General features: G+C 45.4%; 32 protein-coding genes. 27 read left to right on the top strand and 5 right to left on the bottom strand.

Going from position 1 to position 22843, the window contains the following annotated elements:
• Nucleotides 1-14 precede the first annotated feature (14 nt).
• The 21 genes from rpsC to rplQ all read left to right on the top strand — a co-directional run bounded on the left by rpsC (nt 15) and on the right by rplQ (nt 10298).
• Nucleotides 15-713: a 30S ribosomal protein S3 gene (gene rpsC, locus R7P64_RS13760; RefSeq protein WP_005383161.1), complete on the top strand. Its 699-nt coding sequence runs from the start codon at nt 15-17 to the stop codon at nt 711-713.
• 11 nt (nt 714-724) lie between these two features.
• The gene (gene rplP / locus R7P64_RS13755; RefSeq protein ID WP_005379577.1) at nt 725-1135 is read left to right on the top strand and encodes a 50S ribosomal protein L16; all 411 of its coding nucleotides are present in this window, start codon (nt 725-727) and stop codon (nt 1133-1135) included.
• Nucleotides 1135-1326 carry a 50S ribosomal protein L29 gene (gene rpmC / locus R7P64_RS13750; RefSeq protein WP_005379576.1) on the top strand — a complete coding sequence of 64 codons (192 nt, stop codon included), beginning with the start codon at nt 1135-1137 and terminating at the stop codon, nt 1324-1326. The genes rplP and rpmC overlap by 1 nt, the downstream gene beginning before the upstream one ends.
• A complete protein-coding gene (rpsQ, locus tag R7P64_RS13745) occupies nt 1326-1580 on the top strand; it encodes a 30S ribosomal protein S17 (protein WP_005379575.1) in 255 nt (84 codons plus the stop codon). The genes rpmC and rpsQ overlap by 1 nt, the downstream gene beginning before the upstream one ends.
• A 162-nt stretch (nt 1581-1742) precedes the next feature.
• The gene (gene rplN / locus R7P64_RS13740) at nt 1743-2114 is read left to right on the top strand and encodes a 50S ribosomal protein L14 (RefSeq protein WP_004410450.1); all 372 of its coding nucleotides are present in this window, start codon (nt 1743-1745) and stop codon (nt 2112-2114) included.
• Nucleotides 2115-2127: 13 nt separating this feature from the next.
• Nucleotides 2128-2445 (top strand): 50S ribosomal protein L24, encoded by a 318-nt coding sequence (gene rplX / locus R7P64_RS13735; RefSeq protein ID WP_005379574.1) that lies wholly within the window; start codon nt 2128-2130, stop codon nt 2443-2445.
• A gap of 23 nt (nt 2446-2468) precedes the next feature.
• Nucleotides 2469-3008 carry a 50S ribosomal protein L5 gene (rplE, locus tag R7P64_RS13730; RefSeq protein ID WP_005379573.1) on the top strand — a complete coding sequence of 180 codons (540 nt, stop codon included), beginning with the start codon at nt 2469-2471 and terminating at the stop codon, nt 3006-3008.
• A gap of 17 nt (nt 3009-3025) precedes the next feature.
• A complete protein-coding gene (rpsN, locus tag R7P64_RS13725; protein ID WP_004410442.1) occupies nt 3026-3331 on the top strand; it encodes a 30S ribosomal protein S14 in 306 nt (101 codons plus the stop codon).
• Between the two features lie 29 nt (nt 3332-3360).
• Nucleotides 3361-3753 carry a 30S ribosomal protein S8 gene (gene rpsH, locus R7P64_RS13720; RefSeq protein WP_005379572.1) on the top strand — a complete coding sequence of 131 codons (393 nt, stop codon included), beginning with the start codon at nt 3361-3363 and terminating at the stop codon, nt 3751-3753.
• A gap of 13 nt (nt 3754-3766) precedes the next feature.
• Nucleotides 3767-4300, top strand: coding sequence for a 50S ribosomal protein L6 (gene rplF / locus R7P64_RS13715; protein ID WP_005379570.1), 534 nt, complete (start codon nt 3767-3769; stop codon nt 4298-4300).
• Nucleotides 4301-4309: 9 nt separating this feature from the next.
• Nucleotides 4310-4663 carry a 50S ribosomal protein L18 gene (rplR, locus tag R7P64_RS13710; RefSeq protein WP_005379568.1) on the top strand — a complete coding sequence of 118 codons (354 nt, stop codon included), beginning with the start codon at nt 4310-4312 and terminating at the stop codon, nt 4661-4663.
• A 14-nt stretch (nt 4664-4677) separates the two neighbouring features.
• Nucleotides 4678-5181 (top strand): 30S ribosomal protein S5, encoded by a 504-nt coding sequence (gene rpsE / locus R7P64_RS13705; protein WP_004745894.1) that lies wholly within the window; start codon nt 4678-4680, stop codon nt 5179-5181.
• Nucleotides 5182-5188: 7 nt separating this feature from the next.
• Nucleotides 5189-5365 carry a 50S ribosomal protein L30 gene (gene rpmD, locus R7P64_RS13700; RefSeq protein ID WP_005379565.1) on the top strand — a complete coding sequence of 59 codons (177 nt, stop codon included), beginning with the start codon at nt 5189-5191 and terminating at the stop codon, nt 5363-5365.
• A gap of 5 nt (nt 5366-5370) precedes the next feature.
• A complete protein-coding gene (rplO, locus tag R7P64_RS13695; protein ID WP_005383155.1) occupies nt 5371-5805 on the top strand; it encodes a 50S ribosomal protein L15 in 435 nt (144 codons plus the stop codon).
• Nucleotides 5806-5825: 20 nt separating this feature from the next.
• Nucleotides 5826-7160: a preprotein translocase subunit SecY gene (gene secY, locus R7P64_RS13690; RefSeq protein WP_005379562.1), complete on the top strand. Its 1335-nt coding sequence runs from the start codon at nt 5826-5828 to the stop codon at nt 7158-7160.
• 38 nt (nt 7161-7198) lie between these two features.
• Nucleotides 7199-7312, top strand: a complete 114-nt coding sequence (rpmJ, locus tag R7P64_RS13685) for a 50S ribosomal protein L36 (protein ID WP_000868186.1) — start codon at nt 7199-7201, stop codon at nt 7310-7312.
• A gap of 149 nt (nt 7313-7461) precedes the next feature.
• On the top strand, nt 7462-7818 hold the full coding sequence (rpsM, locus tag R7P64_RS13680) for a 30S ribosomal protein S13 (protein WP_005383154.1): 357 nt from the start codon (nt 7462-7464) through the stop codon (nt 7816-7818).
• 18 nt (nt 7819-7836) lie between these two features.
• Nucleotides 7837-8226 (top strand): 30S ribosomal protein S11, encoded by a 390-nt coding sequence (gene rpsK, locus R7P64_RS13675; protein ID WP_001118870.1) that lies wholly within the window; start codon nt 7837-7839, stop codon nt 8224-8226.
• 27 nt (nt 8227-8253) lie between these two features.
• Entirely contained in the window at nt 8254-8874 is a 621-nt protein-coding gene (gene rpsD / locus R7P64_RS13670; protein WP_005383146.1) for a 30S ribosomal protein S4, read from the top strand.
• A gap of 24 nt (nt 8875-8898) precedes the next feature.
• Nucleotides 8899-9891 carry a DNA-directed RNA polymerase subunit alpha gene (locus tag R7P64_RS13665; RefSeq protein WP_005383143.1) on the top strand — a complete coding sequence of 331 codons (993 nt, stop codon included), beginning with the start codon at nt 8899-8901 and terminating at the stop codon, nt 9889-9891.
• A 26-nt stretch (nt 9892-9917) separates the two neighbouring features.
• Nucleotides 9918-10298, top strand: a complete 381-nt coding sequence (gene rplQ / locus R7P64_RS13660) for a 50S ribosomal protein L17 (RefSeq protein WP_005383141.1) — start codon at nt 9918-9920, stop codon at nt 10296-10298.
• A 135-nt stretch (nt 10299-10433) separates the two neighbouring features.
• Here rplQ and R7P64_RS13655 read toward each other — a convergent pair whose 3' ends face one another.
• Nucleotides 10434-10913, bottom strand: a complete 480-nt coding sequence (locus tag R7P64_RS13655; protein WP_017820297.1) for a DUF2780 domain-containing protein — start codon at nt 10911-10913, stop codon at nt 10434-10436.
• Between the two features lie 153 nt (nt 10914-11066).
• Nucleotides 11067-11687, bottom strand: coding sequence for an FKBP-type peptidyl-prolyl cis-trans isomerase (locus R7P64_RS13650; RefSeq protein ID WP_222712343.1), 621 nt, complete (start codon nt 11685-11687; stop codon nt 11067-11069).
• A 232-nt stretch (nt 11688-11919) separates the two neighbouring features.
• On the opposite strand from R7P64_RS13650, the gene R7P64_RS13645 reads away from it, so the two are divergent.
• Nucleotides 11920-12516 (top strand): LysM-like peptidoglycan-binding domain-containing protein, encoded by a 597-nt coding sequence (locus tag R7P64_RS13645; RefSeq protein WP_017820296.1) that lies wholly within the window; start codon nt 11920-11922, stop codon nt 12514-12516.
• A 91-nt stretch (nt 12517-12607) separates the two neighbouring features.
• On the opposite strand, the gene R7P64_RS13640 is transcribed toward R7P64_RS13645, so the two are convergent.
• Complete coding sequence (locus R7P64_RS13640) at nt 12608-13069, bottom strand: GNAT family N-acetyltransferase (RefSeq protein WP_017820295.1); 462 nt, start codon at nt 13067-13069, stop codon at nt 12608-12610.
• A 142-nt stretch (nt 13070-13211) separates the two neighbouring features.
• Here R7P64_RS13640 and dbpA point away from each other — a divergent pair, with 142 nt between their 5' ends.
• The gene (gene dbpA, locus R7P64_RS13635; RefSeq protein ID WP_318118484.1) at nt 13212-14591 is read left to right on the top strand and encodes an ATP-dependent RNA helicase DbpA; all 1380 of its coding nucleotides are present in this window, start codon (nt 13212-13214) and stop codon (nt 14589-14591) included.
• A gap of 54 nt (nt 14592-14645) precedes the next feature.
• On the opposite strand, the gene R7P64_RS13630 is transcribed toward dbpA, so the two are convergent.
• Entirely contained in the window at nt 14646-15224 is a 579-nt protein-coding gene (locus R7P64_RS13630; protein ID WP_017820293.1) for a Crp/Fnr family transcriptional regulator, read from the bottom strand.
• 97 nt (nt 15225-15321) lie between these two features.
• Nucleotides 15322-17283: a 2',3'-cyclic-nucleotide 2'-phosphodiesterase gene (gene cpdB, locus R7P64_RS13625; protein WP_262579997.1), complete on the bottom strand. Its 1962-nt coding sequence runs from the start codon at nt 17281-17283 to the stop codon at nt 15322-15324.
• A gap of 275 nt (nt 17284-17558) precedes the next feature.
• On the opposite strand from cpdB, the gene cobA reads away from it, so the two are divergent.
• The 4 genes from cobA to R7P64_RS13605 all read left to right on the top strand — a co-directional run bounded on the left by cobA (nt 17559) and on the right by R7P64_RS13605 (nt 22827).
• Entirely contained in the window at nt 17559-18434 is an 876-nt protein-coding gene (gene cobA, locus R7P64_RS13620; protein ID WP_031780800.1) for a uroporphyrinogen-III C-methyltransferase, read from the top strand.
• Between the two features lie 59 nt (nt 18435-18493).
• A complete protein-coding gene (gene cysD / locus R7P64_RS13615) occupies nt 18494-19402 on the top strand; it encodes a sulfate adenylyltransferase subunit CysD (protein ID WP_005379592.1) in 909 nt (302 codons plus the stop codon).
• An 18-nt stretch (nt 19403-19420) separates the two neighbouring features.
• Complete coding sequence (gene cysN / locus R7P64_RS13610) at nt 19421-20851, top strand: sulfate adenylyltransferase subunit CysN (protein ID WP_017633444.1); 1431 nt, start codon at nt 19421-19423, stop codon at nt 20849-20851.
• Nucleotides 20852-21102: 251 nt separating this feature from the next.
• Nucleotides 21103-22827 carry an SLC13 family permease gene (locus R7P64_RS13605; protein ID WP_005379596.1) on the top strand — a complete coding sequence of 575 codons (1725 nt, stop codon included), beginning with the start codon at nt 21103-21105 and terminating at the stop codon, nt 22825-22827.
• Nucleotides 22828-22843 lie beyond the last annotated feature (16 nt).

Here is a 22843-nt window from a genome sequence, read left to right as displayed (position 1 = left end):
TAGGAGAGTAAGCAATGGGTCAAAAAGTACATCCAAATGGTATTCGTCTAGGCATCGTTAAGCCTTGGAATGCTACATGGTTTGCTAACACCAAAGATTTCGCTGACAACCTAGACGGCGACTTCAAGGTACGTCAGTTCCTTACAAGTGAACTGAAAAAAGCGTCTCTATCACGTATCGTTATCGAGCGTCCTGCTAAGAGCATCCGTGTGACTATTCACACTGCTCGTCCAGGCGTTGTTATCGGTAAGAAAGGTGAAGACGTTGAGAAGCTACGCGCAGCTGTAGCTAAAATTGCAGGTGTACCAGCGCAAATTAACATCGCTGAAGTACGTAAGCCTGAACTAGATGCGCAACTTGTTGGTGATAGCATCGCGTCTCAGCTAGAGCGTCGTGTTATGTTCCGTCGTGCTATGAAGCGCGCAGTACAAAACGCAATGCGCCTAGGCGCTAAAGGTATCAAAGTGGAAGTAAGCGGTCGTCTAGGCGGCGCTGAAATCGCACGTTCAGAGTGGTACCGTGAAGGCCGTGTGCCTCTACACACTCTACGTGCTGACATTGATTACGCAACTTCTTCGGCTCACACTCAATACGGTGTGATCGGCATTAAAACTTGGATCTTCAAAGGTGAAATCCTAGGTGGTATGCCAGCAGCTAACGCTGTAGAGCCTAAAGGCGACAAGCCTAAGAAGCAGCGTAAAGGCCGTAAGTAAGGAGTCGACAGATGCTACAACCTAAACGTACTAAGTTCCGTAAGGTTCAGACTGGTCGTAACCGTGGTCTAGCTAAAGGTACTGATGTAAGCTTCGGCGAATTCGGTCTTAAAGCTGTTGGCCGTGGTCGTCTAACTGCTCGTCAAATCGAAGCGGCACGTCGTGCAATGACACGTCACGTTAAGCGTCAAGGTAAAATCTGGATCCGTGTGTTCCCAGACAAACCAATCACAGAAAAACCACTTGAAGTTCGTCAAGGTAAGGGTAAAGGTAACGTTGAGTACTGGGTAGCCCAAATCCAACCTGGTAAGGTTATGTACGAAATGGGTGGTGTACCTGAAGAATTGGCACGTGAAGCGTTCCGTCTTGCGGCACGTAAACTGCCTTTCAAAACTACATTTGTAACTAAGCAGGTGATGTGATGAAAGCACAAGATCTACGCGAGAAAAGCGTTGAAGAGCTTAACGCTGAGCTAATGAATTTGCTACGTGAACAGTTCAACTTGCGCATGCAAGCTGCGACTGGTCAACTACAGCAAACTCATACTCTGAAAGCTGTACGCCGTGATATCGCACGTGTGAAAACTGTTTTGACTGAGAAGGCAGGCGCATAATGAGCGAAGTAAAACGTACTCAACAAGGTCGTGTTGTTAGCGACAAGATGGACAAGTCTATCACTGTTGCTATCGAACGTTTCGTAAAACACCCAATCTACGGTAAATACGTAAAACGTACGACTAAAGTACACGCACATGACGAGAACAACGAGTGTGGCCTAGGCGACACAGTTGAAATCGCAGAGTGTCGTCCACTGTCTAAGACTAAGTCTTGGACTTTGGTAAAAGTTCTAGAAAAGGCGAAGATTTAATCTCGTTAATTCTATGAAACTAAAGCGGCTCCAAAATATTTTTGGAGCCGTTTATTTTTTGACTACCCAATCACAAAAAAGGGTGGTACAATTCGCGTCCCTTTTAAAGAGGCAGCCCGACCCGTGATGGGTCTAGTTATTAATATTTAGCGGAGCACTAACATGATCCAAATGCAAAGTATGCTGGACGCAGCTGATAACTCAGGCGCACGCAGCGTAATGTGTATTAAGGTTCTGGGTGGCTCTCACCGCCGTTATGCACATATCGGTGACGTCATCAAAGTTACTGTGAAGGAAGCAATCCCTCGCGGTAAAGTTAAAAAAGGTGATGTTCTGAAGGCGGTGGTAGTGCGCACCCGTAAAGGCGTACGTCGTCCTGACGGTTCTGTCATTCGCTTCGACCGAAATGCTTGCGTATTGCTAAACGACAATACTGAGCAACCAATCGGTACACGTATCTTTGGTCCTGTGACACGCGAACTTCGTGGCGATAAGTTCATGAAGATCGTTTCACTGGCTCCAGAAGTTCTGTAAGGAGCACGTAGAAATGGCAGCTAAAATCCGTCGTAATGACGAAGTAATCGTTCTTGCTGGTAAAGACAAAGGCAAGAAAGGTAAAGTAACTAAGGTTCTAGCAACTGGTAAAGTTATCGTTGAAGGTATCAACCTAGTTAAGAAACATCAGAAACCTGTTCCAGCTATGGGTATCCAAGGCGGTATCGTAGAGCAAGAAGCAGCTATCGACGTTTCTAACGTGGCTATCTTTAACGCAGCTACTGGTAAAGCTGACCGTATCGGTTTCCGTTTTGAAGACGGCAAAAAAGTTCGTTTCTTCAAGTCTAACGGCGAAACCGTTTCTAACTAATAGAAGTAATTTGGAGTTCTACTATGGCGAAACTGCATGATTACTACAAGTCGTCTGTAGTCGCTGAACTGACCAAACAGTTCGGTTACACAAGCGTCATGCAAGTCCCTAGAATCGAGAAAATCACCCTAAACATGGGTGTTGGTGAAGCAATCAACGATAAGAAACTGCTAGAAAATGCAGCGTCTGATATGGCAACGATCTCTGGTCAAAAGCCACTTATCACAAAAGCGCGCAAATCTGTTGCAGGTTTCAAAATCCGTGAAGGCTACCCTATCGGTTGTAAAGTAACCTTGCGTGGCGAACGTATGTGGGATTTTCTTGAGCGTTTAATTAACATCGCTCTTCCACGTGTACGTGACTTCCGTGGTGTTAGCGCTAAGTCTTTTGACGGTCGCGGTAACTACAGCATGGGCGTTCGCGAGCAAATCATCTTCCCGGAAATCGACTTTGATAAAGTTGATCGAGTACGCGGTCTAGACATCACTATTACGACGTCTGCTGGTACTGATGAGGAAGGCCGTGCTCTGCTGGCTGCCTTTAACTTCCCATTCCGTAAGTAAGGTGAAGGGTTACTGTTATGGCTAAAAATTCAATGAAAGCACGTGAAGCAAAACGTGCGAAGCTAGTAGCTAAGTTCGCTGAAAAGCGTGCAGCGCTAAAAGCTATCATCAGCGATGTAAACGCATCTGAAGAAGATCGTTGGAACGCGGTTCTTACACTGCAATCTCTTCCACGTGATTCAAGTGCATCACGTCAGCGCAACCGTTGCAACCAAACTGGTCGTCCACACGGTTACCTACGTAAGTTCGGTCTAAGCCGTATTAAGGTTCGTGAAGCTTGCATGAAAGGCGAGATTCCGGGTCTTCGTAAGGCTAGCTGGTAATTGCCACTTAATCATTTGGAGTAAATCATATGAGCATGCAAGATCCGATTTCGGATATGCTGACCCGCGTTCGTAACGGTCAGGCAGCAAACAAAGTTGCTGTAAAAATGCCTTCTTCAAAGCTTAAAGTTGCAATTGCTGCACTACTAAAAGCTGAAGGTTACATCGTTGACTTCGCTGTTGAAGGCGAAGCAAAACCTGAGCTGGAAGTTACACTTAAGTACTTCCAAGCTAAACCAGTAATCGAGCAACTTAAACGTGTTTCTCGTCCAGGTCTACGTGTTTACAAGAAGAAAGATGAACTTCCTTCTGTAATGGGTGGTCTTGGTATTGCTATCGTTTCTACTTCCAAGGGTCTTATGTCAGACCGCGCTGCACGTAAAGCAGGTCTTGGTGGTGAAATCATCGCTTACGTAGCTTAATAAGGAGTAGACTATGTCTCGTGTTGCAAAAGCACCTGTCGCTATTCCAGCTGGCGTAGAGGTGAAACTAAACGGCCAAGAAATCACTGTAAAAGGTGCGAAAGGCGAACTAACTCGCGTTCTTAACAACGCAGTTGTAATCGCTCAGGAAGAAAATAACCTGACTTTCGGTCCTAAAGAAGGTGTTGCTAACGCATGGGCTCAAGCAGGTACTGCTCGCGCTCTAGTTAACAACATGGTTGTTGGTGTTACTGAAGGCTTTACTAAGAAGCTAACTCTTAAAGGTGTAGGTTACCGTGCTGCTATCAAAGGCAACGCTGTAGGTCTAACACTAGGCTTCTCACACCCAGTTGAGCACGAGTTGCCAGCGGGTATTAAAGCTGAATGTCCAAGCCAAACTGAAATCGTGATCACTGGTGCTGACAAGCAACTAGTTGGTCAAGTTGCGGCTGACATTCGTTCTTACCGTGAGCCTGAGCCATACAAAGGCAAAGGTGTTCGTTACGCAGATGAAAATGTGCGTACTAAAGAAGCTAAGAAGAAGTAAGGTAACACTATGGATAAGAAAGCATCTCGCATCCGTCGTGCTACACGTGCACGTCGTAAGATTGCAGAACTGGGTGCGACTCGCCTAGTTGTACACCGTACTCCTCGTCACGTGTACGCACAGGTTATCGCGGCTAACGGCTCTGAGGTTATCGCAGCAGCTTCTACTGTAGAAAAAGCGATCCGTGAGCAAGTGAAATACACTGGTAACGTTGATGCAGCTAAAGCAGTGGGTAAAGCTATTGCTGAGCGCGCTCTAGAGAAGGGCGTAACTGCAGTTGCATTTGATCGTTCTGGTTTCCAATACCACGGTCGAGTAGCGGCGCTAGCAGAATCTGCTCGCGAAGCTGGTCTGAAATTCTAAGGTAGGGTTGGAAGATGGCTAAAGAACAACAAGTTCAAGCGAATGATTTGCAAGAAAAGCTAATCGCAGTTAACCGTGTTTCTAAAACGGTTAAAGGTGGTCGAATCATGAGCTTCACTGCACTAACAGTAGTTGGTGACGGTAACGGTCGTGTAGGTTTCGGTTACGGCAAAGCTCGTGAAGTACCTGCAGCGATTCAAAAAGCAATGGAAAAAGCGCGTCGTAACATGACTACGATCGCTCTAAACGAAGGCACTCTTCACCACCCAGTGAAAGGTCGCCATTCGGGCTCTAAAGTTTACATGCAGCCTGCTGCAGAAGGTACTGGTGTTATCGCAGGTGGTGCGATGCGTGCAGTACTAGAAGTTGCTGGTGTACACAACGTACTATCTAAAGCGTACGGTTCTACGAACCCTATCAACATCGTTCGTGCAACGATCGATGCACTAGGTAGCATGAAGTCACCAGAAATGGTTGCTGCTAAACGTGGTCTAACTGTTGAATCTATTTCGGAGTAAGAACACCATGGCAACTATTAAAGTAACTCAAACTAAAAGCTCAATTGGTCGTCTGCCAAAGCACAAAGCTACTTTGCGCGGTCTAGGTCTTCGTAAAATCAACCACACAGTAGAACTTGAAGATACTCCGTGTATTCGCGGTATGATCAACAAGGTTTACTACATGGTTAAAGTTGAGGAGTAATCAGAATGCGTTTGAATACTCTAGCACCGGCTGCTGGCGCGAAAACTTCTGCGAAGCGAGTAGGTCGTGGTATCGGTTCAGGCCTAGGTAAAACTGGTGGCCGTGGTCACAAAGGTCAAAAATCACGTTCTGGCGGCAGTGTTCGTCCAGGTTTCGAAGGCGGTCAGATGCCTCTGAAACAACGTCTACCAAAATTCGGTTTCACTTCTCGTAAGAGCCTAGTGTCTGCTGAAGTTCGTCTAGCTGAGCTAGCGAAAGTTTCTGGTGACGTAGTTGATCTAAACAGTCTTAAAGCTGCTAACATCATCACTAAGAACATCGAATTTGTAAAAGTTGTTCTTTCTGGTGAAATCAACAAAGCAGTGACTGTTAAAGGTCTACGTGTGACTAAAGGCGCTAAAGCTGCAATCGAAGCTGCAGGCGGTAAAATCGAGGAATAATCTCGAGGAACGAGGTACAGATGGCTAAGAAACCAGGACAAGATTTTCGTAGTGCTCAGAGCGGCTTAAGTGAACTAAAGTCGCGCTTGTTATTCGTAATTGGTGCACTTTTAGTATTCCGAGCCGGCTCTTTTGTGCCGATTCCTGGTATTGACGCTGCTGTACTTGCCGATTTGTTCGAACAGCAAAAAGGTACCATCGTTGAAATGTTTAACATGTTCTCCGGTGGTGCTCTTGAGCGTGCATCTATATTAGCATTGGGCATCATGCCGTATATTTCGGCATCTATTGTTGTCCAATTGCTAACTGTAGTTCATCCAGCGTTAGCTGAACTCAAAAAAGAGGGTGAAGCAGGCCGTCGTAAGATAAGCCAATACACACGCTACGGCACGCTTGTACTTGCAACCTTCCAAGCTATAGGTATTGCAACTGGCCTACCAAACATGGTCGACAATCTGGTTGTTATCAACCAAACCATGTTTACGCTAATTGCTACCGTAAGTTTAGTAACCGGTACCATGTTCTTGATGTGGTTAGGTGAACAAATTACAGAGCGCGGAATTGGTAACGGTATTTCGATACTGATTTTTGCAGGTATTGTTGCTGGATTGCCTTCTGCAATCGGTCAAACAATCGAGCAAGCGCGTCAAGGTGAATTGCATGTACTTCTTCTGTTGCTAATCGCGGTATTAGCTTTTGCAGTAATTTACTTCGTTGTTTTCATGGAACGTGGTCAACGCCGAATCGTCGTTAACTATGCGAAACGTCAACAAGGTCGTAAAGTATTTGCTGCGCAAAGCTCGCATTTGCCTCTTAAAATTAACATGGCAGGTGTAATTCCAGCGATTTTTGCATCAAGTATTATCTTGTTCCCAGGAACATTGGCTCAGTGGTTTGGTCAAAACGGTGAGAGCAGCGCGTTCGGTTGGTTAACTGACGTGTCTTTGGCTCTTAGCCCAGGTCAACCGTTGTATGTAATGCTTTATGCAGCAGCAATTATCTTCTTCTGTTTCTTCTACACGGCGTTGGTTTTCAACCCGCGTGAAACAGCAGATAACTTGAAGAAGTCTGGTGCATTCGTACCCGGTATCCGCCCAGGTGAGCAGACAGCGAAATACATTGATAAAGTAATGACACGTTTAACCCTTGCTGGTGCACTGTACATTACCTTTATCTGTCTGATTCCCGAGTTCATGATGGTCGCGTGGAACGTACGTTTCTACTTCGGCGGTACATCGCTACTAATCGTAGTTGTTGTAATTATGGACTTTATGGCACAGGTACAGACTCATCTGATGTCTCAACAGTATGATTCTGTGTTGAAGAAAGCGAATCTGAAAGGCTACGGCCGTTAATCCGGCGGTAGACTCAGTTTCATTTACGGAGTTTAGCAATGAAAGTTCGTGCTTCCGTTAAAAAAATCTGCCGTAACTGTAAAGTAATCAAGCGTAACGGTGTCGTTCGCGTGATTTGCAGTGAGCCAAAGCACAAACAGCGCCAAGGCTAATTAGCAGAAATTTTTACTTGAAAATGAAGGTTGGGTCGAGTATATTCCTCGGCCTACCTTTTGCGTGCAAAAGAAGTAGTATTCCGCAGCGTATCCATAACGGGCTTTGCTGCGGCTAATTCTTTTATAGAAACACTTAGGAGTGAATAATGGCCCGTATAGCAGGCATTAACATTCCTGATCAGAAACATGCAGTAATCGCTCTAACAGCGATCTACGGCATCGGTAAAACTCGCTCTCAAGCTATCCTAGCTGAAGTGGGTATTGCTGAAAATGTTAAGATCAGTGAACTAACTGAAGAGCAGATCGATCAACTGCGTGATGGTGTAGCTAAGTACACTGTAGAAGGTGATCTACGTCGTGAAGTATCTATGAACATCAAGCGTCTTATGGACCTTGGCTGTTACCGTGGTCTTCGTCATCGTCGCAGTCTACCACTACGTGGACAGCGTACTAAAACCAACGCTCGCACCCGTAAGGGTCCGCGTAAGCCGATCAAGAAATAATCGGGAAGGTAGAGTACAATGGCTAAACAACCAACTCGCGCTCGTAAGCGCGTACGCAAGCAAGTTGCAGATGGCGTTGCGCACATCCATGCTTCTTTCAATAACACAATCGTAACCATTACTGACCGTCAAGGTAACGCTCTTGCATGGGCTACTGCAGGTGGTTCTGGTTTCCGTGGTTCTCGTAAGTCTACTCCGTTCGCTGCACAGGTTGCTGCTGAGCGTTGTGCTGAAATGGCTAAAGAATACGGCCTAAAGAACTTGGAAGTTATGGTTAAGGGTCCTGGTCCAGGTCGCGAATCTACTGTTCGTGCACTAAACGCCGCTGGTTTCCGCATCACAAACATCGTTGATGCTACACCAATCCCTCATAACGGTTGTCGTCCACCTAAGAAACGTCGCGTATAACGTTTCTAGGACAATTGGAGAAGAATCATGGCAAGATATTTGGGTCCTAAGCTGAAGCTTAGCCGTCGTGAAGGCACTGACTTATTCCTTAAGTCTGGTGTTCGCGCGATCGATACCAAGTGTAAAATTGATAACGCACCAGGTGTACACGGCGCTCGTCGCGGTCGTCTATCTGAGTATGGCGTTCAGCTTCGTGAGAAGCAAAAAGTACGTCGTATGTACGGCGTTCTAGAAAAACAATTCCGTAACTACTACAAAGAAGCTGCTCGCCTAAAAGGCAACACTGGTGAAAACCTACTTCAGCTTCTTGAAGGTCGTCTTGATAACGTAGTTTACCGCATGGGCTTTGGCGCAACTCGCGCAGAAGCACGTCAGCTAGTTAGCCACAAAGCTATCCTAGTAAACGGTAAAGTTGTAAACGTTCCTTCTTTCAAAGTAGCGGCTAATGACGTTGTTTCTATTCGCGAGAAAGCTAAACAGCAAGCTCGTATCAAAGCAGCTCTAGAAGTTGCTGAACAACGTGAAAAACCAACTTGGATTGAAGTAGATGGTGGCAAGATGGAAGGTACATTCAAGCGTATGCCTGAGCGTTCTGATCTATCAGCTGACATCAACGAACAATTGATCGTCGAGCTTTACTCTAAGTAAGGTTTAAACTAAAGAGAGGACACAATGCAGGGTTCTGTAACAGAATTTCTTAAGCCACGTCTAGTTGACATCGAACAAATCAGCTCGACTCACGCAAAAGTAACTCTTGAGCCATTAGAGCGTGGCTTTGGTCATACTCTGGGTAATGCACTTCGCCGCATCCTTCTATCTTCTATGCCAGGTTGTGCTGTAACAGAAGTAGAAATTGAAGGCGTACTTCATGAGTACAGCACGAAAGAAGGCGTTCAAGAAGATATTCTTGAAATTCTTCTAAACCTTAAAGGTTTGGCTGTGCGCGTTGCCGAAGGCAAAGATGAAGTGTTCATTACTTTGAACAAATCAGGCTCGGGCCCTGTGGTTGCAGGTGACATCACCCATGATGGTGATGTAGAGATCGCTAACCCTGAACACGTAATTTGTCACCTAACGGATGACAACGCTGAGATCGCAATGCGTATCAAAGTTGAACGTGGTCGTGGTTATGTTCCAGCTTCTGCGCGTATCCATAACGAAGAAGACGAGCGTCCTATCGGTCGCCTACTAGTAGATGCTACTTACAGCCCAGTAGACAAAATTGCCTACGCTGTAGAAGCAGCTCGTGTAGAACAGCGTACTGATCTAGACAAGCTTGTTATCGATATGGAAACAAACGGTACTCTAGAACCTGAGGAAGCAATCCGTCGTGCAGCTACAATACTAGCTGAACAATTGGATGCATTCGTAGATCTTCGTGATGTACGAGTTCCTGAGGAGAAGGAAGAGAAGCCAGAATTCGATCCGATCCTACTGCGTCCTGTAGACGATCTTGAACTAACAGTTCGCTCTGCTAACTGTCTGAAAGCAGAAGCGATTCACTACATCGGTGATCTAGTACAACGTACTGAGGTTGAGCTACTTAAAACGCCTAACCTTGGTAAAAAGTCTCTTACTGAGATTAAAGACGTACTTGCGTCACGTGGTCTGTCTCTGGGCATGCGCCTAGAAAACTGGCCACCTGCATCAATCGCTGAAGATTAATCGATACTAGTTAGAAGGATTAGGTCATGCGCCATCGTAAGAGTGGTCGTCAACTCAACCGCAACAGCTCACATCGCAAAGCGATGTTCAGCAACATGGCTAGCTCTCTAGTACGTCATGAAGTTATCAAGACTACTTTGCCAAAAGCAAAAGAGCTACGTCGCGTAGTTGAGCCTTTGATTACACTAGCTAAGACTGACAGTGTTGCTAACCGTCGTCTAGCATTTGCACGTACTCGTGACAACGAAGTAGTTGCAAAACTATTTAACGAACTAGGTCCACGTTTTGCTGCTCGTCAGGGCGGTTACACTCGTATCCTAAAAGCTGGCTTCCGTGCTGGTGATAAAGCTCCAATGGCTTACATTGAGCTTGTAGATCGCCCAGCTGCTGAAGAAGCTGCTGAGTAATCAGTTCGTAAGAACGAGAAAGCCGAGCATTAGCTCGGCTTTTTTGTATCTGTAATTCAGTAAACCTTTATATCCAGCCTGCATTTATTTCAACCCATGCAGACTGGCAATTTAAAAAGTGATTATCACTTACGCTTATTTACTAGTATTCCACAATCCGCCCAACGAACTTAGAAGCCCTTCGCTAGCGCCTTGCTTGTTCAAGTAATCCAAGATGACTGGAGCAAACTGACTGATCATAGATGGGTCTAAACCTAACGTATCGAATGCACTTTTTACTGCACTGATATTCTCAATATTTCCTAGTAAGCTTTGTGCCCCTTGCAAGTTTGAAAGTCCAGGAATCAAAGACTGTAATTCACTACTATTTTCTTGCGAAAGCTGGCTTTGAGCCAAAGCGAGTAGCGCACCACTGCCTCCGGCTGCTTGCTCAGTGGATACTGGTAATTGGCTAGTTAGCATGTCTGTTAATGGAGAAGACTCGGTGTTCAAGCTGCTGCCGACCATGTCCATCAGGCCACTTTCTTTACTTTTTTGAGTGACTGAATCTAAGAATGCGTGCGCACTACCAATGTTGATTGATAGGAGTGCTAGAGTTAGGAGTGTTTTACGCATAGTACCTCCAAAGGTTGAGCGTTTTTTAAAAGTGATTTTATTTTTAAAGGCTATCAGAGTGAAAGGTTCAGAGGTGAGAAAGTCTATTCAGTTTAGACAAAAAAACGGCGCTAGTGCGCCGTTTTATTTAATCATAATTGAAAATGGTTTCAATTAGATAATATCTAATAGTTCTACTTCGAAAACTAAAGCTGCAAATGGAGGGATAGCCGCACCAGCGCCACGCTCACCGTACGCAAGATCTTGTGGTACGTATAGCTTCCACTTAGAGCCAACAGGCATTAGTTGTAGTGCCTCTACCCAACCTTTGATTACACCTGTAACAGGGAATTCAGCAGGTTGACCGCGAGATACAGAGCTATCGAATACAGTACCGTCAGTTAGCTCACCGTGGTAGTGAACGCGAACTGAGCTTTCTGCTGTAGGAACTGCACCAGTACCTTCAGAAATGATTTCGTACTGAAGACCAGAGTCTAGAACGTTAACTTCAGGTCGTAGAGCGTTGTCTTTTAGGAACGCTTCGCCTTCTGCTGCTGCAATTTTTGCTGCTTCTTGGCGAGCGGTTTCTGCACGAGTGTGAAGTTCTTGTAGTGCTTTGTTGATTTCATCAATTTCGATTGATGGCATGTCACCAGTTAGTGCTGTTGCAATACCCGCTGCGATAGCATCAACGCTAAGACCTTCAAGACCAGAGCCTGCAAGTTGCTGACCCATTTGCAGACCAATGCCGTAGCTTGCTTTTTGTTCTACAGTTTCAAATTTAATTTCAGACATGAATGTCGCTCTTATTAGGAGTGATAAAGGTAACAGGATATCAGTTTCGAGCTTAGGTTTAAATGATTGCGACTGAATGCTTAATTGAGGCGGCCAGGTTGTGACTTATCTCTTACTCCAAGTGAAATTTCTGCTAATTTAATCCCAATTCCATTTTAGTTTGGTGAAAAACATATACTCTCCGCGTCGGTATTTTTATACTGGCCGTAGAAGTATTAAGGGACTCATTACAATGAATCGTCGCAGAAAGAAAAAGCAGCAAGTCGACTATGTCGAATTGGTTAAACAAAAATTCGCTGCTATCGACTGGAAGCAGCCGTTCAACAAAGAGCAATGGTTGGAGCGTATACAGCCTGTTAAGCAGTTTTGGTTGCGTCTGCCTAAATTTCATCAGCGTGCTTTGATGGTCTTAGTGCCATTGATTCTGGTACTCCTTGTTATTCCTTTGCCAAATAAAACAGATCAACCAGTTGAGCAGACTGAGGTCGATCATCAACGCGTAGCGATTGAGCTGAACGCGCAGAGTTTAAGCCAGCAGAGAACCTCTCAGAACTCTGGACCGAAATCTGAAGACTGGAAAGAGTACACGGTTAAAAATGGTGATACATTAGCGCAGGTTTTCAGAAGTAATCAGCTCTCTATGGCGGATCTTAGCGCTCTGGTCAAAATAGAAGGCAGTGATAAGCCGCTAAGCCAAATAAAGCAGGGACAGTTGATTCGCTTTAAGCTTAGTGACGAAGGCGAGTTAGATATGCTACAGCTGGAAAAAAGCGGGCGGTCCGTTATGTTTTTCCGTTTGTCGGATGGGACCTTTGGGCGTAACAAGTAAACGCTTCAAATGAAAAGACGCGAATATATCGCGTCTTTTTAGTTAGTTTTTTAATTCGATTAGTTTTCATAGTAACCAATCGAATTGAAACTTATAGCGCTACGGATTCTTTCCGCATATCCACATGAGGGATACCATCTTCAAGGTAGCACTCTGAGATAACCTTGAATCCATGACTTGCATAAAACTGGATGAGGTGTTCTTGAGCACCTATATCTATTGTCTGCCCTGGCCATAATGTTTCGCATTGTGCCAATGCCTTGTCCAATAACTTATGACCTAAGCCACCGCCTCGCGCGGTCTGCTTTGTCACCACTCGACCAATACTCACATTGTCATACGTAGTGCCTGCGGGCAGTAATCGTGCGCAAGCAACCAGTTCATCACCGTGATAGCCTATTAGATGATAAACGCCTTCGAGTGTGTCCTTACCATCAAGTTCAGGATAAGGGCAGGTTTGTTCAACAACGAATACATCCACACGCAATTTCATCATTTCATACAGCTGTGTGGTTGTTAGCTGAGCAAAGGGCAAAGTAATCCAAGTGAGCATGTTGTTATCCGTAATGAGAATAGAGTGACTGACTTTACTTTGTTTTGAGCTCATACTCATTAACAAAGGTTAATTAGCACTGGTTTTCCCACCAAATCTGGTGATAATGTGCCCTCTTTCCATCTCACCTGAGGATATCCCCGTGAGCAAACAAACATTCGATCAAGTTGGGCTGAATCCAGCGTTACTCGCCACACTTGATTCCCTGAACTATACCCACATGACGCCAATTCAAGCTTTGAGCTTGCCTGCAATCCTAAAACATCGTGATGTCATCGGGCAGGGTAAAACGGGCTCAGGTAAAACCGCTGCATTTGGTTTAGGGGTTTTATCGAACCTCAACGTCAAACGCTTTCGTGTCCAGTCATTAGTATTGTGTCCAACACGTGAGCTTGCAGACCAAGTAGCGAAGGAAATTCGTACTTTAGGTCGCGGCATTCATAATATTAAAGTGCTTACTCTCTGCGGTGGGATGCCAATGGGGCCACAAATTGGTTCGCTGGAGCATGGTGCGCATATCCTAGTTGGTACACCTGGTCGTATTTTGGATCACCTTGAGAAAGGCCGAATTGATCTTAGCGAACTGAATACCTTGGTGCTAGATGAAGCTGATCGCATGTTGGACATGGGTTTCCAAGACGCATTAGATGCAATCATCGATGCAGCGCCAAAGCAGCGTCAAACTCTACTTTTCAGTGCTACTTTTCCAGAAAAAATTGAGCAAATTGCGCAGCGTATAATGCAGACACCGGAAGTGATTAAGGTGGAATCGACGCATGATACCTCAAGCATTGCGCAGTACTTCTATAAAGTTGAAGGCTCGGAAGCACGTGATGAAGCGTTGGCGAATTTGCTGCTGACTCACCAACCAGAGTCCGCGGTGGTTTTTTGTAATACCAAAAAAGAAGTTCAAAGTGTCGCAGATGAGTTGCATCACAAAGGATTCAGCGTTATCGATATCCATGGGGACTTAGAGCAGCGTGAACGCGACCAAGCATTGGTGCAGTTTGCTAACAAGAGTGTGTCTATCCTTGTTGCAACAGACGTTGCGGCGCGTGGTTTGGACGTTGATAATCTTGACGCTGTCTTTAACTGTGAGCTATCGCGCGATCCTGAGGTTCATGTGCACCGTATTGGTCGTACAGGTCGTGCGGGTAGTAAAGGTTTAGCGTTCAACTTTTTTGGTGAGAAAGACGGTTTACGTGTAGCTCGTATTGAAGAATACCTAGAGATGGACGTGGTACCAGCAACATTGCCTGCCAAATCAAATCAGCAGCCATACCAAGCGAAAATGGTGACGATTAACATTGATGGCGGTAAGAAACAGAAAGTACGACCGGGTGATATTTTAGGTTGTTTGACAGGAAAAAATGGTATTCCAGGCTCTCAAGTCGGAAAGATTCACCTGTTCCCTGTGCGCGCTTATGTTGCCGTCGAAAAGTCTGTAGCTAAAAAGGCTCTACAAACCATTAGTAACGGCAAGATGAAAGGGCGCCAGTTCCGGGCGCGAATTCTTAAATAGCTCAAATAGCAGAGAAAAAGCTCTTCGTTTGAAGAGCTTTTTTCTTTTTTGAGTTTATTTGAGAGTGTGATCTTTGGTTAAGCGTGCTTTGATTCGACTCAAACTGATTGGCGTAATGCCCAGGTAGGCCGCAATTTGACTATCGGTAATACGTTGCTTTAAATCTGGGTAATGAGCGCAAAATAATTGATATCGTTCCTCTGGAGAGTAGAGCAACATAAAGCGTTCTTTGTTCTCTTTATTAACCAGTTGGTTTTCGAGTAGCTTTAAGTAAATGGCGTGCTTTTCTGCTCGCCAGTGATGCAACGTTTCAATTGGCAAGCAAAATAGCTGACAAGCGCTCAGCGTTTCCAATAAGTAAGGCGAAGGTTGGTCCTTTATTATGCTCTCAAACCCGATAACCCAGTCCTTCTCCCAATAAAATTCTTTACTGAATTCTTTGCCGTGCTCAGTAAGATAGCTTGCGTGGCATAACCCCTCAATGATGAAGTAAAGGTGTGAGCTAAACTCCCCTTGGTGATTAAGAATGTGGCGTGTAGGCAGTTCGAGCAACTCACCATTTTCAATAAGTTGGTTTGCTTCTGTCTCTAAAAAGCCATGTTTGACTAAGTCTGAAAAAAGATCGCTGTGCATGTGATAACTCAGAAACGGTTTTCTTTATTTTAACGGGTTTTATTGATAACAAAAAAGCGGCTCATGAGAGCCGCTTAGTGTTGCTGTCAAATCAACCTTATTTATTCAAATCGATTTGATAAATCGCGAAACCAATGTCATCTGTTGACACGCGCTTCATTGGGTATTGTCCTTTCTCTTTGATGAATTGCGCCGCTTTATCGCTAGGGGAGGTTTCGAAACGAATATCTAGCTTGTTATCGGACTTAATCGGTGCGAAAGACCAGTTGTTGTCAGCGCTTGGTGTCACTTCTCCTTTTTCTTCACTCACGCGAGAAATATAAGTGGCGACGACAGAGCGGTTTTCATCTGGTGCGTCAAATGCAATGAAATCTGGGCCTGTACCAGGGAAAGTATTGCTATAAGCACGGTAGTTATTGGTTGCGATGATGAAATCTTGCTTCGGATTGACAGGCTTACCATTGAACGTCAGGTTCACAATACGCTGAGAATCCGGATTAATCACTTTACAATCCGCATCGTACTTCGGCGGTTGGGTAACGTCGATTTGGTAGTTAACCCCATCAATAACATCGAAGTTGTAAGTACGGAAATTATCCCAATCAATCAAAGATTGCGGTTTAGGATTGTTGATGTCGATGTGGTTGAATTGACCCGCACTGCACTCTAGCCATTCGCGAACTTCTTTACCTTTCACTTTCATCGCAACCAAGGTGTTTGGGTATAAGTAAAGATCGGCCGCATTACGGAAGGTGAGCTGACCGGATTCTACTTCTGTAAAGTTATTCGGATCGTTCTTACGACCGCCGACTTTAAATGGTGCTGCCGCACTCAGTACTGGAATGTCAGAAAGGTCTGGGTCGCCTTGAATAAAGCGTTCTACGTAGTCTTTCTGAGCAAGGTTAACGATTTGAATGGTGGGGTCGTCCTGCACTAATGCCAAGAAGCTGTACATGACATCATTTGCTTTGCCGATTGGTTGGTTTACAAATTCACGAGTGCCTTTGTGATCTTCTTCTAACGCTTTCACAATATCTGCATCGGCTTTAGCTAAAGACTTCTTATTTACTTTATCGAAGATAGGGCGTGCTTCTGCTTGGCCTTCGACGACTTGCCATCTGCCGTCTTTCTCTTTCAGCATCAAATCCATCACACCTACGTGACTTCCCCAGCGGCCCGGCATCACGGACGTTACACCATTGATGGTCCCTTTATCTATATCAACACCAGGTAGGTTTGCGAAGTCTTTCCCTGGGAAGACGGCGTGAGAGTGGCCAAAAGCAATCGCATCAATACCTTCAACTTCTGTGAGGTAGTAAACAGAGTTTTCAGCGCCTAGTTTGTATAGATCAGTAGAAATGCCCGAGTGTGGAATCGCCACAATCACGTCTGCGCCTTCTTTCTTCATTTGAGGAATCAGTTTCTCTGCGGTTTCCTTAATGTCTTTAGCAAAGACTTTGCCTTCTAAGTTCTTCTTATCCCATACCATAATTTGTGGTGGTACAAAGCCGATGTAACCCACTTTTATTTGATGCGCTTCGCCGTCTGTGTCTTTAAATGTGTGAGTTTTGATGAGGTAAGGCTTGAAGTAATGCTCACCGGTTTGTTTATCAAATACGTTTGCATTGATGTAAGGGAAGTTTGCCCCCTTCAACGTCGTTTGTAGGAAATCTAAGCCATAGTTGAACTCATGATTGCCAATGTTGCCCACATCGTAGTCTAGCTTGTTCATCGCTTTGTAGACTGGGTGCACGTCGCCGGGATTAATCCCCTTTGCCGCCATGTAATCGCCCATTGGGCTGCCCTGAATTAAATCACCGTTATCTACTAGTACCGAGTTTTCTGCCTCGGACTTAGCTTGTTTCACTATTGTTGCTGCGCGACTTAAACCGATTTGCTGTGATGGTTGGTCTTTGTAGTAATCGTAATCCATTACGTTGGTGTGAATGTCGGTGGTTTCGATAATACGAAGCTTGATGGTATCGGCCATTGCTGGGCCAGCAAGCGTTAGCATGCCACTTAATACTGCGAGGGAAATAGGATGAACTGCCACTTTCATTTGGTGCTCCAATTCGATGATAAGGGGAAATCGTACTGCGTAATGTATCAAACACAGGTGCAACTCGATGATAAAGATACAGAAAACTGTGAACATTAATCAGTTTACTGAACCTTATTCATATTAACCGCCGACTTTTGCACGCTTTTGAATGAGACCAAACAAAAACTTCTTAGCAGATTTTTGAATAAAAAATGAAATTTTAGAATTTCAGGTAATATAAACGCCCCGCCATAATGCTTACATAACGATATCAATGGACGATGAGCAAGCACATGGCAACGAACGATTCAGTCACTTCTTTTCCTAAACCAAAGCCCCGGTTAGTTTCTGACAACCCAGTCGCTGGTGTTACTCGTTTTGCAAAGCAATCGCTACAGCCTGGTGAAGTCGCCTTAGTAGGTGCAGGACCAGGCGATCCTGAACTTCTGACGGTGAAAGCACTGAACTGCTTGCAGCAAGCTGACGTGGTTTTGTACGACTACTTGGTGTCTGAAGAAATCATGGCATTGATTCCAAGCGATACGATTTTGGTGTGCGTTGGGAAGCGAGCTGGGCATCACAGTGTGCCGCAGGAGAAGACGAATCAGCTTTTGGTGGATTTTGCCAAGCAGGGCTACAAAGTAGTGCGCATTAAAGGTGGTGATCCGTTTGTATTTGGTCGTGGTGGTGAAGAGTTAGAAGTGCTTGCTGATGCCGGCGTTCGTTTTCAAGTTGTCCCTGGCATTACCGCAGCAGCTGGCGCAACCGCTTATGCTGGTATTCCACTGACTCATCGTGATTATGCGCAATCGGCCATCTTTGTGACTGGCCACTTGAAAGAAGAAAGTGATGAGATGGATTGGTCCACGTTGGCGCGTGGGAATCAGACTTTAGTGATCTACATGGGGCTGATGAAATCACACTATATTCAGAATCAACTCATTAAGCATGGTCGTTCAGCGTCGACTCCGATTGCCATTATTGAGCGTGGCACGCAGATTCAACAAAAAGTATTTACGGGAGAACTCTCCCAACTCTCTGATTTATCGAAGGAAGCACAGTCGCCATCTTTGATTGTTGTCGGAGAGGTAGTGCGACTGTCTCAAAAGTTAGACTGGTTTTTGTCTAGTACTGAATTCAACAAAAGTGCTATTGCCAACTCCATATAATTTCAGACCAAAGATTAGAGACGTAATGCGCCTTCAAGCTTAAAAAGGAAATACAAAACATGGACCAACAACGTTTAACTCACCTTAAACAACTCGAAGCGGAGAGTATCCACATCATCCGTGAAGTTGCGGCTGAGTTTGATAACCCAGTCATGATGTATTCGATTGGTAAAGACTCATCAGTGATGCTGCACCTTGCGCGTAAAGCTTTTTACCCAGGTAAGATTCCATTTCCATTGCTGCATGTTGACACCGATTGGAAGTTCCGCGAGATGATTGAATTTCGTGATCGCACCGCGGCCAAATACGGTTTTGAGCTTTTGGTACATAAGAATCCAGAAGGTCTAGCCATGGGCTGTAGCCCGTTTGTTCATGGTTCTTCTAAGCACACTGACATCATGAAGACTCAAGGCTTAAAACAAGCGCTGAACAAGTACGGTTTTGATGCTGCCTTTGGTGGTGCGCGCCGCGACGAAGAGAAATCACGGGCGAAAGAGCGCGTGTATTCATTCCGCGATAAGAACCATACATGGGACCCTAAAAACCAACGTCCTGAGCTATGGAAGACGTACAACGGTCAGGTTAATAAGGGTGAGAGCATTCGTGTATTCCCACTGTCTAACTGGACTGAGCTTGATATCTGGCAATACATCTATTTAGAAAACATCGAGATCGTGCCGCTTTACCTCGCGGACAAACGCCCAGTTGTTGAACGCGATGGCATGCTGATCATGGTTGATGATGATCGTATGGAGCTTCAACCGGGTGAAGTGATTGAAGAGAAGAGTGTGCGCTTCCGTACCCTTGGTTGTTATCCATTGACCGGGGCCATCGAGTCTGAAGCGAACACTTTAACTGGCATTATTGAAGAAATGCTGGTGGCAACGTCGAGTGAGCGCCAAGGCCGAGCGATCGACCACGATCAGTCAGGATCGATGGAGCTTAAGAAACGTCAAGGTTACTTCTAAAGGATCTAAGGAAAGATAATGAACAGTGCAGTTGAAGCTCAATTAGCCGAGCTTGGTATCGAAGGCTATTTAACACAACACCAGTACAAGTCGTTACTTAGATTCTTGACTTGTGGCTCGGTGGATGACGGTAAAAGTACATTAATCGGTCGCTTACTCCATGACTCAAAACAAATTTATGAAGATCAGCTAGCGGCAGTGCACTCAGACAGCCAACGTGTGGGTACCACGGGTGAAAAGCCTGACCTTGCGTTGTTGGTCGATGGCTTACAAGCTGAGCGCGAGCAGGGGATCACGATTGATGTGGCTTACCGCTATTTCTCGACGCAGAAACGTAAATTCATCATTGCAGATACTCCTGGACACGAGCAGTACACACGTAACATGGCTACAGGTGCATCGACATGTGACTTAGCTGTGATTCTAGTTGATGCACGTAAGGGCATTCTCGATCAAACTCGTCGTCACTCTTTCATTTCCAACCTGTTGGGTTTGAAGCACTTTGTTGTGGCGATCAACAAGATGGACTTAGTGGATTACTCCCAAGAGCGCTTTGAAGAGATCCGCGACGAGTATCTGAAGTTCTCTGAGAATCTGACAGGGGATATTGATATTCAAATCATCCCGATCTCAGCGCTTGAAGGGGACAATGTGGTGGATAAAGGCCAAAACCTGACTTGGTTTAAAGGCCCATCATTGCTTGAGCTTCTTGAAACGGTCGATGTGGATCAAGAAAAAGGCGCGGGTGAGTTCCGCTTCCCTGTGCAATACGTTAATCGTCCTAACCTCGATTTCCGTGGCTTTGCGGGGACCATTTCTTCTGGTTCGATCAAAGTCGGTGATGCCATTAAAGCATTGCCATCGGGTAAAACGTCAACTGTGGCACGTATTGTGACATTTGATGGTGATATTGAAGAAGCTCGTGCCGGATTAGCTGTCACTCTGACGCTAAGCGATGAGATCGATATTAGCCGTGGAGATTTGATTGTTCTAGATAATGCTCAAGTGGAAACCACAAACCATTTGCTTGCCGATGTGGTGTGGATGACAGAGCAACCCCTGCAACCGGGTCGTGACTATGACATCAAAATCGCAGGTAAGAAAACCGTAGGTCATGTTGAAGCGATTCGTCATCAATATGACATTAATAATCTCTCGACTCATAGCTCGGCAGAGCTGCCATTGAATGGTATTGGTTTGTGTGAATGGTCTCTTAATGAGTCAGTCGCGCTGGACAATTATCAAGACTGTGCAGATACCGGTGGCTTTATCATTATCGATCGTCTGACAAACGTGACGGTTGGTGCTGGCATGGTTAAAGAGAGCCTCGCCGTGGTTGAGCGCGATTTGACGGACATCTCTGCGTTTGAAGTTGAGCTTAATGCGCTTGTCCGTAAACACTTCCCACACTGGGAAGCAAAAGACGTCAGCCAGTTTCTGAAAAAGTAACTGGCTTACCCAAGTACGATAATTTCAGGCTCTGTCTGCTGTTGTACTTGGGGCGTCGCTACCTAACTGAATTGCGAAATGTCGTTAGGTATTCTCCTAATACCAGAATGCTTCGGTGGAGCCCAAGAAAACCGAGCATTCTGATGTTCTTTTCGCTTGCGCTGATTTTTGTCTGTTTGCTCGTTTGTCGGTGATTCATGGATAAATGAGTCGTTGTTGTGCCCTTTAGGGCTATTTGGTAAGGAAAGGCTATGTGGGAACAAGGGTTTGTGTTAGCGATTTTGCTTGGCATTATCACTTGCTTGCTTGTCACGAAAATTAAGCCTAGTTATGTCTTTGCGGGTGCCGCTTTTATTGCATTCATGGCTGGGATGATGGATTCAGCCACTATCGCATCCAATTTTACCAACTCTTCATTGTTAACTCTGGTTCTATTGATTCTTGCATCCTGTGCTCTAGAAAAAACACTGCTGATCAGTTGGGTGAGCCGAAGTATCTCTGAGGGCCAGTTAGGCAGCGTGATTGCTAAGCTCGGTGTGTCGACCGCCTTGCTTTCTTCATTTACGAATAATACCGCTGTGGTTGTCTCATTGATTGGGGCGATTAAGCGTAATCAGCAACATGCACCTTCGAAATTACTTATTCCCTTGTCTTACGCCGCCATTTTTGGTGGCACGTTAACTTTGATTGGTACGTCGACTAACTTAATCATCAACAGCTTTGTCGAAGACGCAGGCTTACCGAGCCTGAGTTTTTTTACACCTACGATGATAGGTTTGGCTGTGCTGGTGGGAGGGATGCTGATTCTTATCCCACTGAGCTACTTGCTACCGAATTATGATGATCAAAACCAAGAAGATTTACCTTACTTTCTTGAGTCTCGCGTTGAGCCAGGCTCACCGCTAGTTGGGCGTACGATCAGCGAGAATAATTTACGTGCGCTGCGCAAACTGTTTCTTGCAGAAGTGGTGCGCGATGGTGTTACTGTTTCTTCTGTGGGACCGGATTTTGTGCTCAATGCAAAAGACCGCCTGTTATTTTGTGGCGATGTTGAGAGCGTCGCGACCCTGCAAGAAATTCCGGGCCTCAAGTTGTTTGGTCAGCAGCACTTAAATGGGCAAAACTTTATCGAAGTTGTGGTGAGCTCGTCGGCGACGTTTTGCTACAAAACCCTCAAAGAGAGCCGATTCCGCGACCGATTCGATGCCGTTGTTGTGGCGATTCGCCGAGGCCACGAACGCCTAGAAGGTGGCTTGGGTAGCATTACCTTAGCGCCTGGGGACACGTTAGTTCTGGTTCCAGGCAAGCGTTTTGAGTCTGAACGCCGAGCTCATCGTAAAGAGTTTGTTTTAGTGCATGACTTGGACTCTAGCGCTCGGCTTGATACGAATAAGTCTTCCATTGTATTACTGGGCTTTGCAGCCGTAATTGGATGCGCTCTATTAGAGTTAGTACCGATTATTAAAGGTCTAGCTGCGTACCTTATCGCGCTTATTGCGTTTGGTATTGTGCAGATTTCAGAACTGCGCCGCCGTTTTCCGATCGATATCGTCGTGATTGTAGGTTCCGCTTTGTCTATTGCTCAACTGATGATCTCTTCTGGATTGTCAGAAAGAATGGGAGTGATGTTTATTGAAGCGTTTAATGGCTGGGGAGTATTTGGTGCCTTGGTGGCGACTTATATCATGACATTGGTACTCACTGAATTGGTGACAAACAATGCCGCGGCTGCGCTTTCTTTTCCTATCGGCTATAGTATGGCGGTGGGTTATGGCGTGGATCCGATGCCATTCATCATGGCGGTTTTGTTCGGCGCGAGTGCGAGCTTTATCTCTCCCTACGGTTACCAAACTAACCTGCTGGTGTACAGCGTAGGAAATTACAAATTGACCGACTACGTGAGAATTGGAGTGCCAATTTCGATTGTGTACTCTGTATTAGTACTTACTTTGATCCCGGTCTTTTTCCCGTTTTAATTCCGATATTTACAAG

The organism is Vibrio sp. 2304 (assembly GCF_033339475.1).
Lineage (GTDB): Bacteria > Pseudomonadota > Gammaproteobacteria > Enterobacterales > Vibrionaceae > Vibrio > Vibrio alginolyticus.
This window is presented reverse-complemented; position numbering and strand designations above follow the sequence as displayed.